Origin of the sequence: Arcicella lustrica (genome assembly GCF_034930985.1) — a bacterium.
Classification (GTDB): domain Bacteria; phylum Bacteroidota; class Bacteroidia; order Cytophagales; family Spirosomataceae; genus Arcicella; species Arcicella lustrica.
On record NZ_JAYGIM010000012.1, the window covers coordinates 39,660 to 59,285 of the forward strand.

At 32.8% G+C, this 19,626-nt stretch carries 12 protein-coding genes; 5 read left to right on the forward strand and 7 right to left on the reverse strand.

All coding sequences use genetic code 11. The annotated features are described in order from the left end of the window. Positions 1–187: 187 nt before the first annotated feature. Both VB798_RS15685 and VB798_RS15690 read right to left on the reverse strand, forming a co-directional pair. Positions 188–2,692 carry an FtsK/SpoIIIE family DNA translocase gene (locus tag VB798_RS15685; RefSeq protein ID WP_323259980.1) on the reverse strand — a complete coding sequence of 835 codons (2,505 nt, stop codon included), beginning with the start codon at positions 2,690–2,692 and terminating at the stop codon, positions 188–190. Between the two features lie 217 nt (positions 2,693–2,909). Continuing rightward, complete coding sequence (locus tag VB798_RS15690; protein WP_323259982.1) at positions 2,910–5,132, reverse strand: FG-GAP-like repeat-containing protein; 2,223 nt, start codon at positions 5,130–5,132, stop codon at positions 2,910–2,912. Positions 5,133–5,190: 58 nt separating this feature from the next. Here VB798_RS15690 and VB798_RS15695 point away from each other — a divergent pair, with 58 nt between their 5' ends. Both VB798_RS15695 and VB798_RS15700 read left to right on the forward strand, forming a co-directional pair. Beyond that, entirely contained in the window at positions 5,191–6,504 is a 1,314-nt protein-coding gene (locus tag VB798_RS15695) for a UDP-N-acetylmuramoyl-tripeptide--D-alanyl-D-alanine ligase (protein WP_323259984.1), read from the forward strand. 126 nt (positions 6,505–6,630) lie between these two features. After that, positions 6,631–7,590: a hypothetical protein gene (locus VB798_RS15700; RefSeq protein WP_323259986.1), complete on the forward strand. Its 960-nt coding sequence runs from the start codon at positions 6,631–6,633 to the stop codon at positions 7,588–7,590. A 35-nt stretch (positions 7,591–7,625) separates the two neighbouring features. Here VB798_RS15700 and VB798_RS15705 read toward each other — a convergent pair whose 3' ends face one another. Further along, positions 7,626–8,465: a hypothetical protein gene (locus VB798_RS15705; RefSeq protein WP_323259988.1), complete on the reverse strand. Its 840-nt coding sequence runs from the start codon at positions 8,463–8,465 to the stop codon at positions 7,626–7,628. Between the two features lie 321 nt (positions 8,466–8,786). Between VB798_RS15705 and ahcY the strand changes: the two genes are divergently transcribed. From ahcY to VB798_RS15720, 3 genes are all read left to right on the forward strand, one after another. Further along, complete coding sequence (ahcY, locus tag VB798_RS15710; RefSeq protein WP_323259990.1) at positions 8,787–10,103, forward strand: adenosylhomocysteinase; 1,317 nt, start codon at positions 8,787–8,789, stop codon at positions 10,101–10,103. Positions 10,104–10,552: 449 nt separating this feature from the next. Continuing rightward, positions 10,553–11,503 (forward strand): polysaccharide deacetylase family protein, encoded by a 951-nt coding sequence (locus VB798_RS15715; RefSeq protein WP_323259992.1) that lies wholly within the window; start codon positions 10,553–10,555, stop codon positions 11,501–11,503. A gap of 171 nt (positions 11,504–11,674) precedes the next feature. Next, a complete protein-coding gene (locus VB798_RS15720) occupies positions 11,675–14,500 on the forward strand; it encodes a PQQ-dependent sugar dehydrogenase (RefSeq protein WP_323259994.1) in 2,826 nt (941 codons plus the stop codon). 912 nt (positions 14,501–15,412) lie between these two features. Here the strand turns inward: VB798_RS15720 and VB798_RS15725 are convergent. From VB798_RS15725 to VB798_RS15740, 4 genes are all read right to left on the reverse strand, one after another. Then, complete coding sequence (locus VB798_RS15725) at positions 15,413–16,366, reverse strand: two-component regulator propeller domain-containing protein (RefSeq protein ID WP_323259996.1); 954 nt, start codon at positions 16,364–16,366, stop codon at positions 15,413–15,415. A 93-nt stretch (positions 16,367–16,459) separates the two neighbouring features. After that, positions 16,460–17,665 (reverse strand): ATP-binding protein, encoded by a 1,206-nt coding sequence (locus VB798_RS15730; RefSeq protein ID WP_323259997.1) that lies wholly within the window; start codon positions 17,663–17,665, stop codon positions 16,460–16,462. Between the two features lie 241 nt (positions 17,666–17,906). Next, a complete protein-coding gene (locus tag VB798_RS15735; protein ID WP_323259999.1) occupies positions 17,907–18,362 on the reverse strand; it encodes a hypothetical protein in 456 nt (151 codons plus the stop codon). Between the two features lie 161 nt (positions 18,363–18,523). Continuing rightward, positions 18,524–18,991, reverse strand: a complete 468-nt coding sequence (locus tag VB798_RS15740; protein WP_323260001.1) for a hypothetical protein — start codon at positions 18,989–18,991, stop codon at positions 18,524–18,526. Between the last annotated feature and the right edge of the window lie 635 nt (positions 18,992–19,626).

Sequence of the window (19,626 nt, forward strand, 5' to 3'; positions counted from 1 at the left end):
AAAATTATCAAGTATAATCTATTATGGTTTGCTTATTAAGGTAGTGGTAACCTTTGTAGTTATCCAAAATAAGAAACGGTAACCAGCAAAGGTTACCGTTTCTTATATTTTTATCTATTATGGAGCATCAAAGCTTAATTTAAAATACCTAAAATAAATAGTTTATGACTTAAATCACCTCCAAAAACTACAAACTCTTCAAATGCCTTTCTAACGTTTCCATGTCTTTTATCAATACTTCTCTGGCTTTTGAGCCTTCGAATTGACCGACGATTCCTGCGGCTTCTAATTGGTCAATTAAACGACCAGCACGATTGTATCCTAATTTTAACCTTCTTTGAATCAACGATGTTGAGCCTTGTTGATGGGTAACAATTAAGCGAGCTGCTTCATCAAAAAACTGATCACGGTTACTTGGGTCGAAATCACTTTTTTCAGAACCCCCTCCTTCACTTTCTCCTTCAAATTCTGGTAACATATAAGCAGAATCGTAACCTTGTTGATTTCCGATAAATTCACAAACATCTTCTACTTCTGGCGTATCAACAAAAGCACATTGCAAACGGATAATATCAGAACCCATCGAAAGTAACATATCTCCTTGACCAACCAATTGTTCTGCTCCGCCCGTATCCAAAATTGTCCTAGAGTCAATTTTTGAAGTAACTTTAAAGGAAAGACGAGCAGGAAAGTTAGCTTTAATTGTACCAGTAATAACGTTTACCGATGGTCGTTGCGTTGCTACAACCAAGTGAATACCGATAGCACGGGCTAACTGAGCCAAACGAGCAATTGGTTGTTCTACGTCTTTTCCAGCCGTCATCATTAAATCTGCCAACTCATCTATAATCAATACGATATAAGGCATAAAGTAATGTCCTTTGTCTGGATTCAGCCTTCTATTAACAAACTTTACATTGTATTCTTTCAAATTTCTACAACCTGCATCTTTCAACAAATTGTAACGATTATCCATTTCTATACAAAGCGAATTTAAAGTATGTACAACCTTTTTGGTATCCGTAATAATGGCTTCGGCAGCATTTGGTAACATTGCCAAGAAGTGTCGCTCAATTTTATTGAAAAGTGTTAATTCAACCTTTTTAGGGTCAACCAATACAAATTTTAATTGTGATGGATGTTTTTTGTAAAGCAGTGAAGTAAGAATCATATTCAAACCAACTGATTTCCCTTGTCCAGTAGCACCCGCCATCAATAAGTGAGGCATTTTAGCTAAATCTGTGATAAAAATATCATTACTAATGGTTTTCCCTAAAACAATTGGTAATTCAGCAGTTGATTTCTGAAATTTTTCAGAGCCAATAACCATTTTTACAGGAACCATTTCACGGTTTTTGTTTGGTACTTCAATACCAATTGTGCCTTTCCCAGGAATAGGAGCAATAATACGAATGCCCAAAGCTGCTAAAGATAAGGCGATATCATCTTCTAAATTCTTGATTTTTGAAATCCTAACTCCCGCATCAGGAATGATTTCATACAAAGTAACAGTTGGTCCAATTGTAGCTTTGATAGAAGCGATACCGATGCCATAATTCGCCAAAGTTTCCACAATTTTATCCGAATTGGCTTTCAATTCTTCTTGCGAAACATTTGGTTTGCCCATGTCATACTCTTTCATCAAATCCAATGTTGGGTACTTATAATGAGGCAAATCTAACATTGGGTCGTATAACCCAAACTTTTTCACCAATTCATCATTGACAGATTCGTTGATTTCCAAAGGAGCATCATCTTCAAAATCTTCAATAATTTCAGGAATATCATCGCTATTTTCAATCGTCAAAGCAACAGGACCTTTGTTTGCATTATTACTTTTAGTAATGGGCGTTTCTACAACTGGTGGAAGAAAAGGACGAATATTGGCTTCGTCAAAATTATCTTCATGGTCGATGGCTAATTCCTCTTCCGGTTCTTCTTCAGCTAAAATTGTTTCAAAGTTCTCTCGTACTCGTTTGATATTTTTAGCTTCGGCAATATTGTCTTCTGTTGCTTCATTTTCAGGTGTAGTTACAGCAATATTGTCATTCTCACCTTCATTTGTGGCAAAACTTGAAGTATCAACTTTGTAATAATAAACGATAAAAACAATCAGTACAAAAGAGATGACAAAGAAAGAAGCCCAACCGATAAAACCATATAAATACTCATTGATAAAATAGCCGATACCTCCACAAAGGTTACTCCATTTTTCCTCCGCTTCAAGCATGAAAACGAAAAAGCCAAGGAAAGTACTTAGCCAAATCATGTAAAATAATGATTGCCAAGTAAGTTTTTCAAGGGGTAAAATTTCCTTCTTAAAAGATAGTTTGTAACCCGCAATCAATAAAATGGGAACAAGTAAAAAGGCTGACCAACCGAAAAGCCTAAAAAGTAACAAATGCGCTAACTTCGCTCCATACAAACCGAATGGATTTTTTGGCTGTTTTTTCAAAGGTTCAATAGACGATTGTAAATCATCTTCCACCTCACTTTGGTCTGCATCACCTGTAAAAAGATGCGACGAAAATGAAAAAAACATGAATATACCTAAGAGTATAAACAGGATGCCCAAAACGAAGTGTAATTGTTCGCTTTGAAGTATTTTTTTTATATTGAAATCAAACGAAATGGGTTGGGAAGGATTTCGTTCTTTGGTTTTTTCTGTATTTTTTGGAATATTTCTAGCCATATAAAAAATTGGTTCTTGGCGAGTTACAATTGGTTAAAGATTTGAGGATTAATCTTTTTGTTGATGAAGCTCAATTTTTTTCTAACCATTAGCCTTGTGCCAAGCAACTGTATTATTCCAAAGTTCGCAATTTTGAGGTATTTTTTGCGAAAAAAATTAAAAATGTTATTTAAAATCACAATAAAGGCTTTTTAACAGCGAAGCCAAATTTTGTATTTTACTTGTTTAATAATACTTTTTCTGTAATTGGCGCTTTCCCTTCTGCCATTATTCTGATAAAATAAGTGCCATTTGAATAAGTACTTAAATCAAAATAGACTTCTTCGTTGAGATTGGTGCTTGACTTTCTACCAAGGTCTTTTCCTGTAAAATCTATTAAATGAAATGTTGCGGGATAAGTATTTTTAATATAAATATAATGGTTGGCTGGATTTGGGTAAATCACCGCCGATTTACTTTCTTCATTGCCTGTAACCGTAAATTTTGTTGTTCCTTTCAAAAATCTTAAACCTCCAGAATTTGTACCAACAACAAAGTCTGGAATTACATCGCCATCTAAATCTCCAACAGTAATTGAAAGCATTCCGCCTAGTTTCAGATGTTCATGTTTCCCTGTAAAATCATTTAAAATACCAGAAGTGTCTTCTTTGAAAAGGTCTTGGCTTTGTTCAATAATATTTTTGTAAATCTTAAACGTACCATCACGATTTCCTGTGATAAGTTCTACTTTTCCATCGCCATTCAAATCGGCAACGGTCAAGGAAACATTGCCTGAAAGATAATCAGAAGTAAGTCCGCCTAGTTCTTCTTTCGTTAAAACATAATTTGGATTTTCGTTACTTCCGTTATTTTTATGAAATTCAATTCTTCCACTTCCTTTTCCGATGAGTAAATCTTTTTTGCCATCATTATCTAAATCGAAAAACAAAGGGGAATCTCCATTTGATAAATTATTGATTTTAGGTAAAGTGACAATTTCAGAAAGTTTCAGCGAAAAAGCCTGATTTCTAGGCGCACGATTTGGAATGTACTGAATCGTCATGCCATTAAAAGTATTGGCAGTAAAACCAAAATCTTCAGTGCCGTCGCCATTCATATCAGTCACAAATGGTTTGATTTCAAATAATTGCTGTGCTTTTGAAAGGTCTAAGAAATCAGCCGTTTTTAACTCAAAAGTATTATTTCCTTTATTTTCATAAAGAGTAATATTGGCTCTATAACCTGTCTCACCACGATTTCCTGCATTGCCAACTAATAAATCTTTATCGCCATCACCATCAATATCTACTAAAACTGGAGAAGTATTTTCTCCCAAATCTACCATTGTGTTTTGTAAGAAATTGCTTTGTTGGTAGGTTAGTATTGGTTTATTGTTTTGACCTGAATTTTTGAAAAACCAAGCTGAATTTTGATAATCAACTGTTTGAAGCGCATTATCATAACCATTTGGTGCGGCGATAACGTCTTTAATTCCATCAAAATCTAAATCTTCATAATAAATCGCAGGGAAAACAGAGAAATCTATGGGTTTTTGATTTGGAAAATAATAATCTGCTTTGGTGAAAATGGTTTGATTCAAATTTCCATTATTGCTCAAAGCCGCCACTCTGTTGGCTGTAACATGTCCGTAAAGAGCATCTTTCAAACCGTCGCCATCTAAATCTATAACCAATAAAGCATTCCCAGAATGTTCTACTTTTTGGCTACTTGCATTTCCATTTCCACCGACTGGCGTATTACTTCCGCAATCTTGATTAAAACGTGCATCTTCAAAATGTTCTTTGAAGAAATTTCCCCAACAATCGCCAACTCTTTTAAATTCTAAATGCGTATTGTCTTTATAATTTTCTTGGCTGAAGTTTTTATGAAAGAGTAAAAAATTTCCAGAAGAATCAAAAGCGATGATGTCTAAATCTCCATCATTATCAATGTCAACAATGGCAGGAATATCAGTTGAAGCCGTGTATAAATTGATTTTTCCTGAATAACCAGTACTGTAAAGTGGGTCAGTAATGAGTTGCCAAGCGATTTTATCAGTAGAAATATTTCTATAAACCTTGATTCCTGCTGGCGTATAAGTGAAAATGTCTTTTTTGCCATCTGAATCATAATCAACCATCAAAATCCAATGTTGAATACTTGGAAATGCACTTTCAAATTCTGGGGCATATTGCCAAAAGTACTTTCCAGCATTATCTTTTTTGGCTAAAAAAGTAGAAAGTTTGGAATTGGTTCTGTCGAAAACGACTAAATCTTCAACGTTATCATTATCTAAATGGCATCTTGAAAATTGCGGAGCATTAACACCTCCTGCAAAAGCATTTGGTAAAATTTGTCCATTTTGGATAATTTTGAAAGTATTATTGTATTGAAAGGTAAAGTTTTGAGCAAAGCTTTTACCAAGATTTGACAGTAATAAAAGTAAAATTAATTTTTTCATGTAATATTTGTCGAAAAATCCTGAATCTCACATTTGAGGTACACACATAACGAATAAAATGATGATTTCGCTTACTGAATTATATCAAAAGTATAAAGAATGTTCTGGTGTTTCTACGGATACCCGTAAAATTGAAGAAGCTTCTATGTTTTTTGCCTTGAAAGGTCCCAACTTTAATGCGAATGCTTTTGCCGAACAAGCCATCGAAAAAGGAGCAAAGTATGCTGTTGTTGATGATGCCCTTTATGTAAAAAACGAGCAATACCTTTTGGTAGAAGATGGACTGAAAGCCTTACAACAATTAGCTAATTTTCATCGAAAACAGTTAAATATTCCCTTTATTGGTTTGACGGGTTCTAACGGTAAAACCACTACTAAAGAACTAATCAATTGTGTTTTATCAAAAAAATATTGTACTTACGCAACACTAGGAAATTTGAATAATCACATTGGTGTTCCTTTAACGATTTTGGCAATTGATGAAACGATTGAAGTAGCCATTATTGAAATGGGAGCGAACAAACAAGGTGATATTAAAGAATTAGTAGAAATTGCAGAACCAACACATGGATTTATCACCAATATCGGAAAAGCGCATTTAGAAGGTTTCGGTGGAATGGAAGGAGTAAAAAAAGGCAAAGGCGAATTATATGATTGGTTGGGAGCTCACAACGGAACTGTTTTTGTCAATGTAGCTTCTGAACCAACTTACGAAATGATTCAGCCATACAATTTCAAAGAAACTGTTGTTTACACTTCTTTGGAAAACCAAGCTTTTGAAAATGTCGTAAATATTGTTGAAGAAAGTCCTTTTGTTGTTTTTAAAGATGCTTCTGAAAAACAATATACTTCTCATTTAACGGGTATTTACAATTTCCAGAATATTTGCGCAGCCATTAGAATTGGTCAATTTTTTGGCATTGAAACGTCAATTGCTTGTCAGGCTGTTGCTGATTATGTTCCCAATAATAACCGTTCACAGTTTATTCAAAAAGGAACAAATATGGTTTTGATGGATGCTTATAATGCTAATCCTTCTTCAATGTCAGCCGCTATCACTTATTTCAACGATTTGAAAGTAGGCAAGAAAATGGTGATTCTGGGTGATATGTTTGAACTTGGTGAAGAAGCTAGCTCAGAACATGAAGCCATCGGGAAATTATTGCTGAACTGTCATTTTGATTATATCCTTTTAGCTGGTCATTTGATGGAAAGCGCTGTGCGAGTTTTGCCTTTAATGAAAGTACATTATTTCCCAGATAAATTTGGTTTACACAATTGGCTACAAGATTATCCCGTTAATGATACTCACATTCTTGTAAAAGGTTCAAGAGGTATGGGATTAGAAAGTGTGTTGCAATTTTTGGGTTAATAGAATCTCATTTTGTAGGATAACATTACCGTTTAATCAATATTCAAGATAGAGTGAAAATGTTGTATTATCTTTGAGGGATTTTAAAAAACCAAAACGTTATTTTTAAAACTTATCCATTTCATCATGAATAATTTATCAAGCGAAGAATCAAATCCTAAGCCCAATTCAAATAATGTTTTAAAAGCTGTGTTGGCATTAGTGGCTTTGATTGCGGGTTGTTTGGCTTATATGCTTTTTGAATCAAAACAAACATCGGCAAATCAGCAAGAAGTAATAGAGACGAAAGTCATAGAATTGGCTGATACCCGTGTAAAGTTAGATTCTATCACGACGCAATTGGAGTCTCAAATTGCTGAAGTTACAAAACTAGGCGGAGATGTTGCTGAATTGGAAAAAGCAAAATTAGCTTTAGAAAAAGATAAAAAAGAGTTAAACAGTCGTTATGCTTCTTTGGAAAATATCAAGGATAATTATGCTGAAAGAATTAAAAACTACGAATTAATTCTTATTGCTAAAGAAGCTGAATTGGTACAATTAAGAGAAGAGAATTCTCATTTGACCAATGAAAACTCTACGCTTAAAACAGAGAAAAGTGGTTTGGTAAAAAGTATCGAAGAAGCAAGAGCTCAAAACCGTGAAGTATCTTCTATCAATAGAATTCTGACTGAAAAGGTTACTCGTGCAGCAGCCCTAAAAGCAGAATCTATCAAGATTTTGGGTGTTACTGATAAAGGAAAAGAGTTTGAAGATAGTCGTTACAGATCGAAGAAATTAGGGAAAATTAAGATTTCTATCCAACTATCTAAAAACGATCTTACAGAAAAAGGCAAGAAAACCGTATTAGTCAGAATACTTGACCCAGATGGTTATACGCTTTTCGATACAGATTTAGGTTCTGGTAATTTTGAACATAATGGGCAAGACTTAGCTTTTACCATTAAAAGAGATTTTACTTTCGATAATGAAAATCCTCATGCTGATTTTTACTTTGATCGTGGTGCTCCTTACAGAGCAGGAAAATATACGGTAGAACTTTTTGCCGAAGGCTTTAAAATCGGAACAGGTGGTTTTGAAGTAAAGTAAAATTAAAGGCTGGAATCACTTCCAGCCTTTTTGCTTTAGAGGTCAACAGATAAGTTATAGGCTTTCTTTTTATCTTTCCAGTAGAATGTCATTTGGTTATTTTTAAATGATATTACTTTGAATAATGTGTTTTTAATGCCTTTGGCTTTGCCTCTTGCGTAAACAAAACCATTTTCTTGATAGAAGTCTTCGATGGTAAATGTTTCAGGTAAATATGGATTTCCTTCTACATCTGTACTATTTCTTCCTGCATAATAATTAGCGTTTACGGTGAAGGTCTTTTTGTTATTAAGTGTAGCAGTAATGTCTTCAACTTTTGGAATACTGTTTGAATAAACAATTCCTGTCAGGATTGTCTCTGTAGCTTTTCCAGATTGATATTCTCCACCAAACTGATTCCCTACTGTATTTTGATCTAGCATATAAATCACATTGCCCCCCAACAATGCAGCTTGAATTTTTAGTTTTTTAAAAGCTCTTTCTTTTACAGTGGTAATGTTGGAAATAGTGGTTGTACCAACTGCTTTTGAAAACACTTCATCCAATTTGTACAATCCTTTCGTTTCTGATGCTACGTGCGTAAGTGTTACTCTTTCAAAATCAAAAACATTTCTGATTTCACCTAATGCCAAAGATTCTTTGAAGAACTGAACTCTACCAGATTTGAAAGAGATTTTCTGAACAGCATTTTTGTAAATAGAATTAAGAACAGTCTCTGATGGATAAGTGAATTTAATTACATCAGGAGCAATTTCCTTTACTTCTGCTAAAATTAGCCCTTCATTTGAAAAAATAGAATCTACAGGTATTTGTTGTGCCAAACCCATATTGGCGACTAAAGAGAGGAGAGAGAGATTTAATATTTTCTTGAACATAAGCTTTATTTTGATGATTCGGAATAATGACAAACAAAAGGCTTTTTACCCTGTTTATTTCAAAGAATTATCTGTTCAACCATTAATAATAAGCAGAATTTATCTGTTTTAACGAAGGCTTTCAGAATCGGTAATCCACTAGAACTGTTTAAATTACTAGATAATATTTCTTGATATTGAATTTTAAAAGATATATTCTCTGATTTTTCAGAATAAGCAGATAAATCGCAAAACTTATTCTGAATCATTTTTAGATTCAAGGAGAAAGATGTTAATTTTGTGTTATTCTAAGAAAATTGAAATTTAAAACATAAAAAATAAATGTCAACTGGAACACAACAGTACGTGCCTTACAAAGTAAAAGACATCGCTTTGGCAGAATGGGGTCGTAAAGAAATACGTTTGGCCGAAGCAGAAATGCCAGGTTTGATGGCACTTCGTGCAGAATATGGTGAATCTCAACCTTTGAAAGGTGCTAGAATCGCAGGATGTTTGCACATGACTATCCAAACGGCTGTATTGATTGAAACATTAACGGCTTTAGGAGCAGACGTTACTTGGTCATCTTGTAATATTTTCTCTACACAAGATCACGCTGCTGCTGCTATTGCTGCTGCGGGAGTTCCTGTTTATGCTTGGAAAGGTATGAACGAAGAGGAATTCAACTGGTGTATTGAACAAACACTTTTCTTCGGAGAAGACCGTCAGCCTTTGAACATGATTTTGGATGATGGTGGTGATTTAACAAACATGGTATTCGATGAATATCCTGAATTGATTGAAGGCATCAAAGGTTTATCAGAAGAAACTACTACAGGTGTTCACCGTTTGTACGAGCGTTTGAAAAATGGTACTTTATATTTACCAGCTATCAACGTGAACGATTCTGTTACTAAATCTAAATTTGATAACAAATACGGTTGTAAAGAATCATTGGTTGATGCAATCCGTCGTGCTACTGACTTAATGTTGGCTGGTAAAGTAGCGGTTGTAGCAGGTTATGGTGATGTAGGAAAAGGTTCTGCTGAATCTTTACGTGGTGCAGGTTGTAGAGTATTAGTAACTGAAATCGACCCAATTTGTGCTTTACAAGCTGCAATGGACGGCTTTGAAGTTGTTCCAATGGACGAAGCTGCTACTCGTGCTAACATTTTTGTTACAGCAACTGGTAACTTACGCATCATTCGTGAACGTCACTTCAAAGCAATGAAAGATAAAGCTATCGTTTGTAACATCGGTCACTTCGATAACGAAATCGATATGGCTTGGTTGAACGGAGCTTATGGACATACAAAAGAGCAAATCAAACCACAAGTAGATTTATACAACATCGACGGTAAAGACGTAATCGTTTTGGCTGAAGGTCGTTTAGTAAACTTAGGTTGTGCAATGGGTCATCCATCATTTGTAATGTCTAACTCTTTCTGTAACCAAACATTGGCACAGTTAGAATTATGGACTAACACAGATAAATACGAGAAGAAATTATACATTCTTCCTAAACATTTGGATGAAAAAGTAGCTCGTTTACACTTATCACATATCGGTGTAAGATTAGAAACTTTAGAAACAGAACAAGCAGAATATATCGGCGTAACTGTTGATGGACCATACAAAGCGGAACATTATCGTTATTAAGATTTTGGATTCTTGTCAATATAAAAACTCCCCATCAGGTTTACTCTGGTGGGGAGTTTTTTTTTGATTTAAGGGCTTTTTGAGATGTTCCTAAGACATTCTTAAAAGCATAAATCCCGAAGGGATGTCATTATTATAGCAATCATAGAAACGTTTTTTAAAGAACTCTGAAAGGGTGACATTACTATTTTGAACGTAAACAAATAGATTCAACAATTTGCAAATCTCAGTTGTATCACTCCTTTGGATTTGTTGTTTTGTGCAAATGTGTTTTCTATAATCCTATCATTCCTTCGGAATTGTATATTAATACTTTTTGTTTATGTTCAGCTAAGCATGTCGAAAATTTGTCATAGAATTGCAAATACTTTTTATCTTTACTTTGACTTGACATCCTTGAGATGTCTTTCAAAATATTATCAAAAGCGAATGAGACTTTACCAATATCCATGAACAAACACATTTATACAAAACTAACTTTTGGCGTATTAACGATTTTGGGATTAATAATATGTTCCCCTAAGAACGCTGTTGGACAAGTTAACGCTAAGCCAACTATATCATTTACTTTTGATGATGGTTCTATCGATGATATCGGCTCATATAAATTAGAAGTGTGGAATCAACAATTGCTTGATAATTTGAAAAAGCATAAGCTGAAAGCAATTCTGTTTTCGGCAGGAGGTAATAAATCTACTACTAAAGGTAAATATGTATTATCATCGTGGAACAATGCTGGGCATTTCATTGCTAACCATACCATTTCTCATCCAAATTTCAACAGTAAAAGCATTAGCCTCGCAAGTTTTAAGCTAGAACTTACCCAAAATGATGCTATCATAAGTAAGTATTCAAACTACTTGCCTTATTTTAGATTCCCTTACTTGAAAGAAGGTAATACACCCGAAAAGGTTAATGGCTTTAGGCAGTTCTTACAAGAAAAAGGCTATAAAAATGGACACGTAACAATTGATGCTTCTGATTGGTATGTTGACAGCCGATTAGTTAAAAGACTTAAAGAAAATCCTAAGGCAGATATTACAGGCTTTAGAGAGTTTTACAAACAACATCTCTTCAATAGAGCCATTTTTTATGATTCGCTTTCATATCAAATGACTAATAGACATATCAATCATGTGATGCTCTTACACCATAATTTAGCAGGTGCATTATTTCTGGATGACCTAATTCAACATTTTAAGGATAATGGTTGGGAAGTAATTGATGCAGATAAGGCTTATCAAGACACAATTTTTCAAACAGAGATTGACAATATTCCAGCAGGTGAAAGCTTAATTTGGGCTTTAGCAAAAAAGTCTGGGAAATTCAATAATGTTCTAAGGTATCCTGCAGAAGATGGAGATTACGAAAAACCTCTTATGGATAAATTAGGACTTTGATAAAATCCAACCCTTGTAGGTGTTTTTCATCTGTCGCCAAAACTACCCCTACTATATATCCCACAGATAAAGCAAGCAATCGAACAAATACCCCCATCTGTCGAATTTCTAATATTATTCTAAGTTTATTTTGCAATTTGCCGACATATTTAACTATTTAAAAATTGCATAATGAATATATCTTTATTATCCAAAAGCATAAAAATAACCGTATCGGCTTTGCTTTTTAGCTCGCTTTTCTCTCATCTTTCTTTCGCCCAAAATGCTCCAGAAGAAAACAGATTTACTAAAGTCGTTTTAGCAGATAAGCTTGACGAACCGATGGAAATGACACTCTTGAAAGACGGAAGAGTATTGTTTGTTGAGCGAAAAGGTGCTTTAAAACAATTTGACCCCAATACTGGAGCTATCAAAACTTTAGCGACGATTCCTGTGAATACCAAGTACACCAATGCTAAAGGACAAAAACGTGAAGCCGAAGAAGGCTTAATGGGTTTAGTTCACGACCCAAATTTTGAGAAAAATCATTGGATTTATATGTACTATGCCGACCCAAACAAAACGCAACATGTATTAGCTCGTTGGGAATTGAAAGGCGAAGAATTGGTAGAAAGTTCTAAAAAAGTTATTTTAGAAGTACCAACACAAAGAGAAGAATGTTGCCATACAGGTGGAGGAATGGTTTTTGATAAATCAGGAAACTTGTTCTTGACAGTAGGAAACAATACTTCAAACAGTGGTTCGGATGGTTATGCCAACCTTGACGAACGTAAAGGCTGGGAGTATTGGGATGACCAACGTGGTGCAGGAAATACCAATAGTTTAACAGGTAAAATCCTAAGAATTACGCCACAGCCTGATGCTTCTTACACGATTCCCAAAGGAAATTTATATGAAACTTTGCCCAACAATGGTGATGGTTTGGTGAAAAAAGAAATTTATACGATGGGACATCGTAATCCGTGGAGACCAACCATTGATAGCAAAACAGGTTATTTATATTGGGGAGAAGTAGGTCCTGATGCTTCTAACGATGGCGAGCAAGGCCCAAGAGGTTATGATGAATTTAACCAAGCTAAAAAAGCAAGCAACTTTGGTTGGCCATACTTCATTGGGGATAATAAAGTTTATACAGACTGGGATTTTGAAACGAAAAAAGCTCGTCCAAATTCAAAATATGACCCTGCCAATCCAATCAACGATTCTCCGAACAACACAGGTTTAAAACAATTACCTCCTGCACAAAAAGCCTTTATTTGGTATCCTTATGGTATTTCTGAAGATTTTCCTTTGGTTGGAAGTTCAGGAAGAAGTGCTACTGGTGGCCCAGTATTTCGTAAAGCTGATTTCCCGAATGGACAAAGAGTTTTTCCAAGTTATTATGAAGGAAAATGGTTGATTACTGATTTCATGCGTGGCTGGATTATGTCTGTGACAATGGATGAAAAGGGAGATTTTAAATCTATGGAGCGTTTTATGCCGAGTACTGATTTCGGTAGTGCGATTGATATGGATTTTGCTCCAGATGGTGATTTGTATGTTTTAGAATATGGTTCGGCTTGGTTCAGAGGAAACGATAATGCTCGTTTAGTAAAAGTAGAATACAATGGCGGAAATCGTATGCCGAAAGTTGTAGCTTCGGCTAATAATTTGACGGGAGCAGCTCCATTAAAAGTAAATTTCTCTTCAAAAGGAACAATCGACTATGACGGTGATAAATTGACTTATTTATGGGAAATTAAAAGCAAAGCTGGCAAAAGAGTTCTAAGAACAGAAAACCCAAGTGTAACTTTTGATAAAGCAGGTACTTACAATGTAACACTTACGGTAAAAGATACTAAAGGTGAAGAAAACAGTGAATCTTTAGAAGTAAAAGTAGGGAATGAATCGCCTGCGGTGGCTTTTGATATTAAAAAAGGAAACAAAACTTTTTACTTCCCGAACAAAGCGATTGAGTACGAAGTAAAAGTAGCGGACAAAGAAGACGGAGATTTGAAAAATGGAAAAATCAAACCCGACCAAGTAGCAGTAAGTATTGATTATTTAGCAATTGGTTATGATAAAATCGAAGCTTCTCAAAATCATCGTGGCGTTGATGCCTCAGCTTTTGCTTCAATGGGCGAAAGAATGATGAATAAAAGCGACTGTAAATCTTGCCACATGATTGATAAAAAATCTGTTGGTCCAAGTTATCAAGATGTAGCAAAGAAATATAAAGGTGATACAAAAGCATTAGATTATCTTTCTAAAAAAGTAATTGCAGGTGGTGGCGGAGTTTGGGGCGACCACATGATGGCGGCTCACCCTCAGATTTCACAGGCAGAAGCAAATATTATTGTTGAATACATTCTGAATATTAACGAACCTAAAACGGCTACTTCATTGCCTACCAATGGTTCATATATGACTAAAATTCCAGAAGGTAAAAAAGAAAATGGTTCATATATCTTGCGTGCAGCTTATAAAGATAAAGGCACGAAAGTAATGAAATCTTTGGCATCTGAAGACCTTATTGTATTGAGAAATGCCAAATTGAATCCTGAATTGGCAGATAAAGCTAAAGGAACTCAATTGACCATTACACCAATGCGTTCATTTTCATTAGTTGGAAATAATGCTTACTTAGGCTACAAAAACATTGATTTAAACGAAATTGCTCAGGTAGAATTAACCGCACAAGCACAAACAAGAGTAGGAGCATCAGGTGGTTTTGTGGAATTGAGATTAGATTCACCAACAGGTGCTTTAATCGGTAAAAGTGAAACGATTGAACCTCGTGAAGTGAGAATGGGACCTCCTCCAACAACGACAGCTTCTACAAATGGACAAGTTGCAGCAACAACTCCACCAGCGAGACCAGCTCCTAATTCATTAAAAATTGCAGTTCCAGCAAACTCAGGACAACATGATGTGTATTTTGTATTTAAAAATGATAAAGCAAAAGATTCACAAATTGTAATGTCAGTGTCGGCGATTGAATTTAAAAGTACTGAGTAGAACTATTTTATAATTCCCAACCCATAAAAATAAACCCAAGTTTTGTGATTTGTTCAGCATGACAAATCATAAAGCTTGGGTTTTACTGTTTTTTCGCCCTTGTTGGTCTAAGCAAAACTTGTCAAAAACATAAACGAAAGGGAAATTCAATTAAACTTTTTTGAAGCTATTTTTTTAAGTATCCAACTAAATAATGCAAAGCCAATAGACCGCTCTAATAGAGCAAGTTCTAAAGCAAAAACTCCTACAGTGAAAGATTTTCCATTTTCATTTTGTAAATAAAAATACATGCCCCACATAGTGTAAAAAAAACAAATAGCAAAAACTACATAGAAGCTAAATGAAATCCAGAAGTGATTACTCTTTTGGATGCTTTTCCAATTATAATATGAGAAAGTCCAGCAGATGAGTACAACAAGAGTTGTAATAAAAATGTGTATCATATATTATAGAATTCGTTAAATGGATTTAGAACTTAAATAAACGTTATTTTCTTTGGTATAAGTCTTTATTATACTCTTGTTTATATAGAAATAGTAATAAGAGTACTTCAAAAGAATGTCTATTAGTATGTACTTTAAAAACATAAATCCCGAAGGGATGTCATTATTATAGCAATAATAGAAACGTCTTTAACAGAACCCTGAAAGCGTGATATGATGTATTCTATAACATAAAAAAATATTTTGAACGTAAACAAATAGATTAAACAATCTACAAATCTCAGTTGTATCACTCCTTTGGAGTTATTGTTTTGTATAAATGTATTTTCTATAATCCTGTCATCCCTTCGGGATTTTGTATTAATACTTTTTTGATTGTGTTTTGCAAAATATTTAGGTTTTTTATCATTGGTTCTATATGTGTTTCAGAACATAACAAAGAGCGAGAAAGCGACTACAAATTAAGAACTTATTGTGTCATTTTAATTAGTCCAAAATTTGTTGCAATCCAAATAGTATTTCCTTCGGTTGCAATATCCCAAATATTGTTATTATGTATTCCTTCTCTAAAAAATAGAGGTTCAATTAAATTATTGGACATTTTAATCAATCCATTATTTGTTGCCATCCATATAGTACCATTTTTATCAACTTCAATATCTCTAACCATATGATCAGGCACTTTTGAATTCAATTTATTGAAATGAGTCCATTTATCATTTTCTAAGATGGAGAACCCCCCATTTCCAATTCCACCCCCATAGCCAATAAATAATTTATTATTATTATATTTTACGGCTCTTACTACAGAAAGTTGTAGTTCAGAGTTTTCAACATAATAAGATTTCCAATTCCCATTTGAATAAATTATAAGTCCTGAATTATGTCCTATTGCAATTTCACCATTTTTATTTATGTCCATTGCCCTTACTGTAATTCCTTTTTCTGGAATTTGAACTTTTGACCAGAGAACTTTATTGTAACAAAAGACTCCATTTTCTCCCCCAAAATAAATATTACCATTTTTATCTTCAGCAAAGGCTATTGCTGATATATTAGATGTGGGGATTTCTTTTGTTGTGAAGACTGTCCACTTCTTTCCATCAAATTTGGCAATTTCAGAAACTGGATTTGAATATTTTAGCCAAATATTTCCCTTAGAATCTGTAAATATTGGTGTTACCGCTTCTCCTTTGATGACTGAATTGTTTTTATTTAGATTAGTAAATTTACCATTCTTAAACTTAACTAAACCAAACTTTATGGTTCCCAAATATTTGGTTCCGTTTTTATCAACTGAAACTTCCCAAATATCATTATCAATAATAGTCGTGTTAGAAGTGTCAAAAAGTTCAGCAGTTTGACTAAAAGCAGAGATATTAAAAAGAATAATTGTTACTATATTTATTGAAATTATTTTCATTATGTGTTACAACTATTTGAACCTTTGGAAAGAATTCTTTTACGATTGACTGGTAACGTCTTTTAGAAAATTACAAAGAACTAGATAACTAATTTATTTGCTTATAATTATATCTAATTCATATTCTAATGGTTGATATAAATTTTTTCCAAAGATTTTAGCTTTTAATGTAATCTTGTCGTTTGTATATTCATCACTTACAAAAAGACGAATAGGGACTTTAAAGGCATCTTTTGGTACATGATGTTTGATGACATCTAAATCTTCAACTATTATATAGTTTTCATTTGTTTCCTTAACTGAGGGATAATTGAATTTGTCCCATAATGGTTCAACATCCATATCATAAGGGAGTTGTCCCCAACTACTACTCGCAGACGGGGCTGAATAAATGGTATTTGCTACGATTAAACCATCAGATTTTTTTATATATACTTCTATAGAAGCATCCTCAATATATTCATTACTGCTATTTATAATAGTCAAATTGATTTGATTTGCCTTTGTCTCAAATTGATAATATAAATCACTGTTCTTGTAATCCTTTTTCAGATTGAGTAAATTTTCATTTAATGTAGAAATACTTCTATTTTTATAAGAATCTAGTCCTAATATGGGTTTGTAACTATTTGAATATAAAAAAGCTAGTGAAGGAAAGTTTTCGTCTTTTGTTTTTTTTAACACTTCTTCTTTTTCTTTTATAATTTTAAGGATTTGATTTCTGGCATTATCCGAAGGGTATTCTAAATCAGATAATACAGGTATAAATATTTTCTTATCTTCAGAATCTTTAAATACTAAATTTACATTTTTACTAAAATCTTTTTGAGCAAATTTTTGCGAATAAAATAAATCTATATCTTTTCTTGTTATTCTTTCTTGGGAAGAACCTTTGCGAATAAAAGAATCACCTTCATTTAATGTTTTATGATTTTTTTTAAGCATGTAAGGAGGATTAATATTATTATGAATATGAAATATCCCTACCATTACAGATTGATATTTATAAGGATAATAGCTGAAATTTATCTCAGGTTCAACATTCTTATTAACTAATTGTTGATAAATTGCATCATCAACAAACTCATCGCTAATACCTAAAATATCTCTTTCTCCATTTGATTTTAAATTTACTCCAACAATAATAAATTTATCTTCTTTGTTATTAACATTTGCCATTGCAATTATGTCTTTAATCAAATCGACATGTTTTTCTTTTCGATATTGCGTAGCTTTAAAATCCAAAACTGAACTTTCATTTTCAAATTCTATAATGTAGTCAAAATCTTTCTCTTTCATATTTTATAATATATATGGTTTACATATCAATTCATTTCTATATTTTATTATCTAGAGGACTAAACTAACAGTTAAGATATTTTTTTTTTAAAAATAAAGTTTAAACTTATCCTTTGTCTAAATCTTGATTTATCAAATAATTTTCGCTTTTACCGTCCTTGCTGATGAATTTTTATCTAAAGGTAATGAGCTATCAATCCAAACTCATCAACCCTTCATTTGCTCATCTTGTAAAAGCAAACTAAGGAAATCTAAATGCTAATATTCTTTTAAACCTTAGTTTTTTTCCATCTTGTGAAGCAGGAAACCATTCTGGAGAGGCATATAGTGCATTTATCACAGAACTTTCTAAACTCTTATCAGCATTATTATTTGGCAAAATCTGTATTGCTGAGATACATCCATTTTTTTCGATAATAACAGAACAAAGTATCATTACATCTTTGCTAACAGAGCCTACAAAATGTTTAAATACATGTTGTTTTACATACCTATTCAGAGAATCCATCCCTTCATGAAATGTAGCAGGATATTGACTAGCCATATACACTAGCGTATCTGGATTTACGTCTTTTAAAGATTCCATAAATGATTTAATATCTATGATTCTGATAGTGTCTCCTTTTTGTGATAGAACATTATTTGAGAATAATAATGTAATAAAACATAGGTTGAAGAGTATAAGTGTATTTTTCATTTTTAAGTTTATTATGGTGTGATTTAAGTTAGCTATTCTTGATTAATAAACTATAGATATTGAGTTGTAAAACTAAATTTATCAATTAGTTAACTTTTAAGTATCATTTGTTACTAAAATGACACTTATCTAATAGGAAATAACAATCACAGTTAAAACGGTTAACTTTTTATCATCAATGAACAAAACCAATTGTTTTCTAATGCTAAAAGAGTAATCATAAATAAGAGTAAACAAATATGAATGCAAGTGTAAATGTTATTTCTATTTAGGTAATCTTGATTACTATTTGCCTTACCAATTTTATTTTTTATTTTGTTGAATGAATTTTCATTGCTTTTACTAGCTAAATCTGCACGTTTTTGATGCATTTTAATAAATGGACGGGTTTTATTTATAAAGATGATTGCTGCTAAATTTATAATACAAATAAGAACAATTAAATAATTAGTGTACTTCGGTAATCTATTATCTTCATTTAAAGAAAATACTATAATTACAGAACTCAATGTCAATACAAAATTGCAGAAGTTTTCCCTTTTAGTTTCAAGCTTATCTATTCTGTCATACTGGATTTGATAAAATAATCTAAAGTTATCTTTATCCATTTTATATTTATTTTTTTTCATATATCTCCCCTAGTTAGTATTTGTTTATCTATAATCTTAACTTAACAACCTCATCAATTAGTAGTTCTATTAAACTCTCATATTTCTCATGCTCATCTTTTTAAAGATAAGTCCAAATTAAAATAAAGGTAGATAAATTCCTAAGTTATCCTTTAAATAATATATTCCTTCCTATAAGGCAAAAAAAGCAATTTTTGAGGCTTTTTCTTAAGTTTCAAAACTTTTTGAGCTGAGCTACATAGCAATTTTGTTTGTTTACAAAACTTTTTTGTTGACTTACAAAATTCTATTGTAAGCTTACAAAACTTTTTTGTTGACTTACAAAATTTCATTGTAAGCTTACAAAGCTTTTTTGTTGACTTACAAAATTTCATTGTAAGCTTACAAAACTTTTTTGTTGACTTACAAAATTCTATTGTAAGCTTACAAAACTTTTTTGTTGACTTACAAAATTTCATTGTAAGCTTACAAAATTGTTTTGTTGACTTACAAAAGTCTGATGCAGTGTTGTTATGAATCTATTAATGTGGTCATTAATAGATTATTAGTGTTAAATTTCTTTTGGTAGTCAACAAAAAATACTTGTTGAGTTACATCAAAATGGCTTCAAATAATTCAAATTTTACCGTATAATA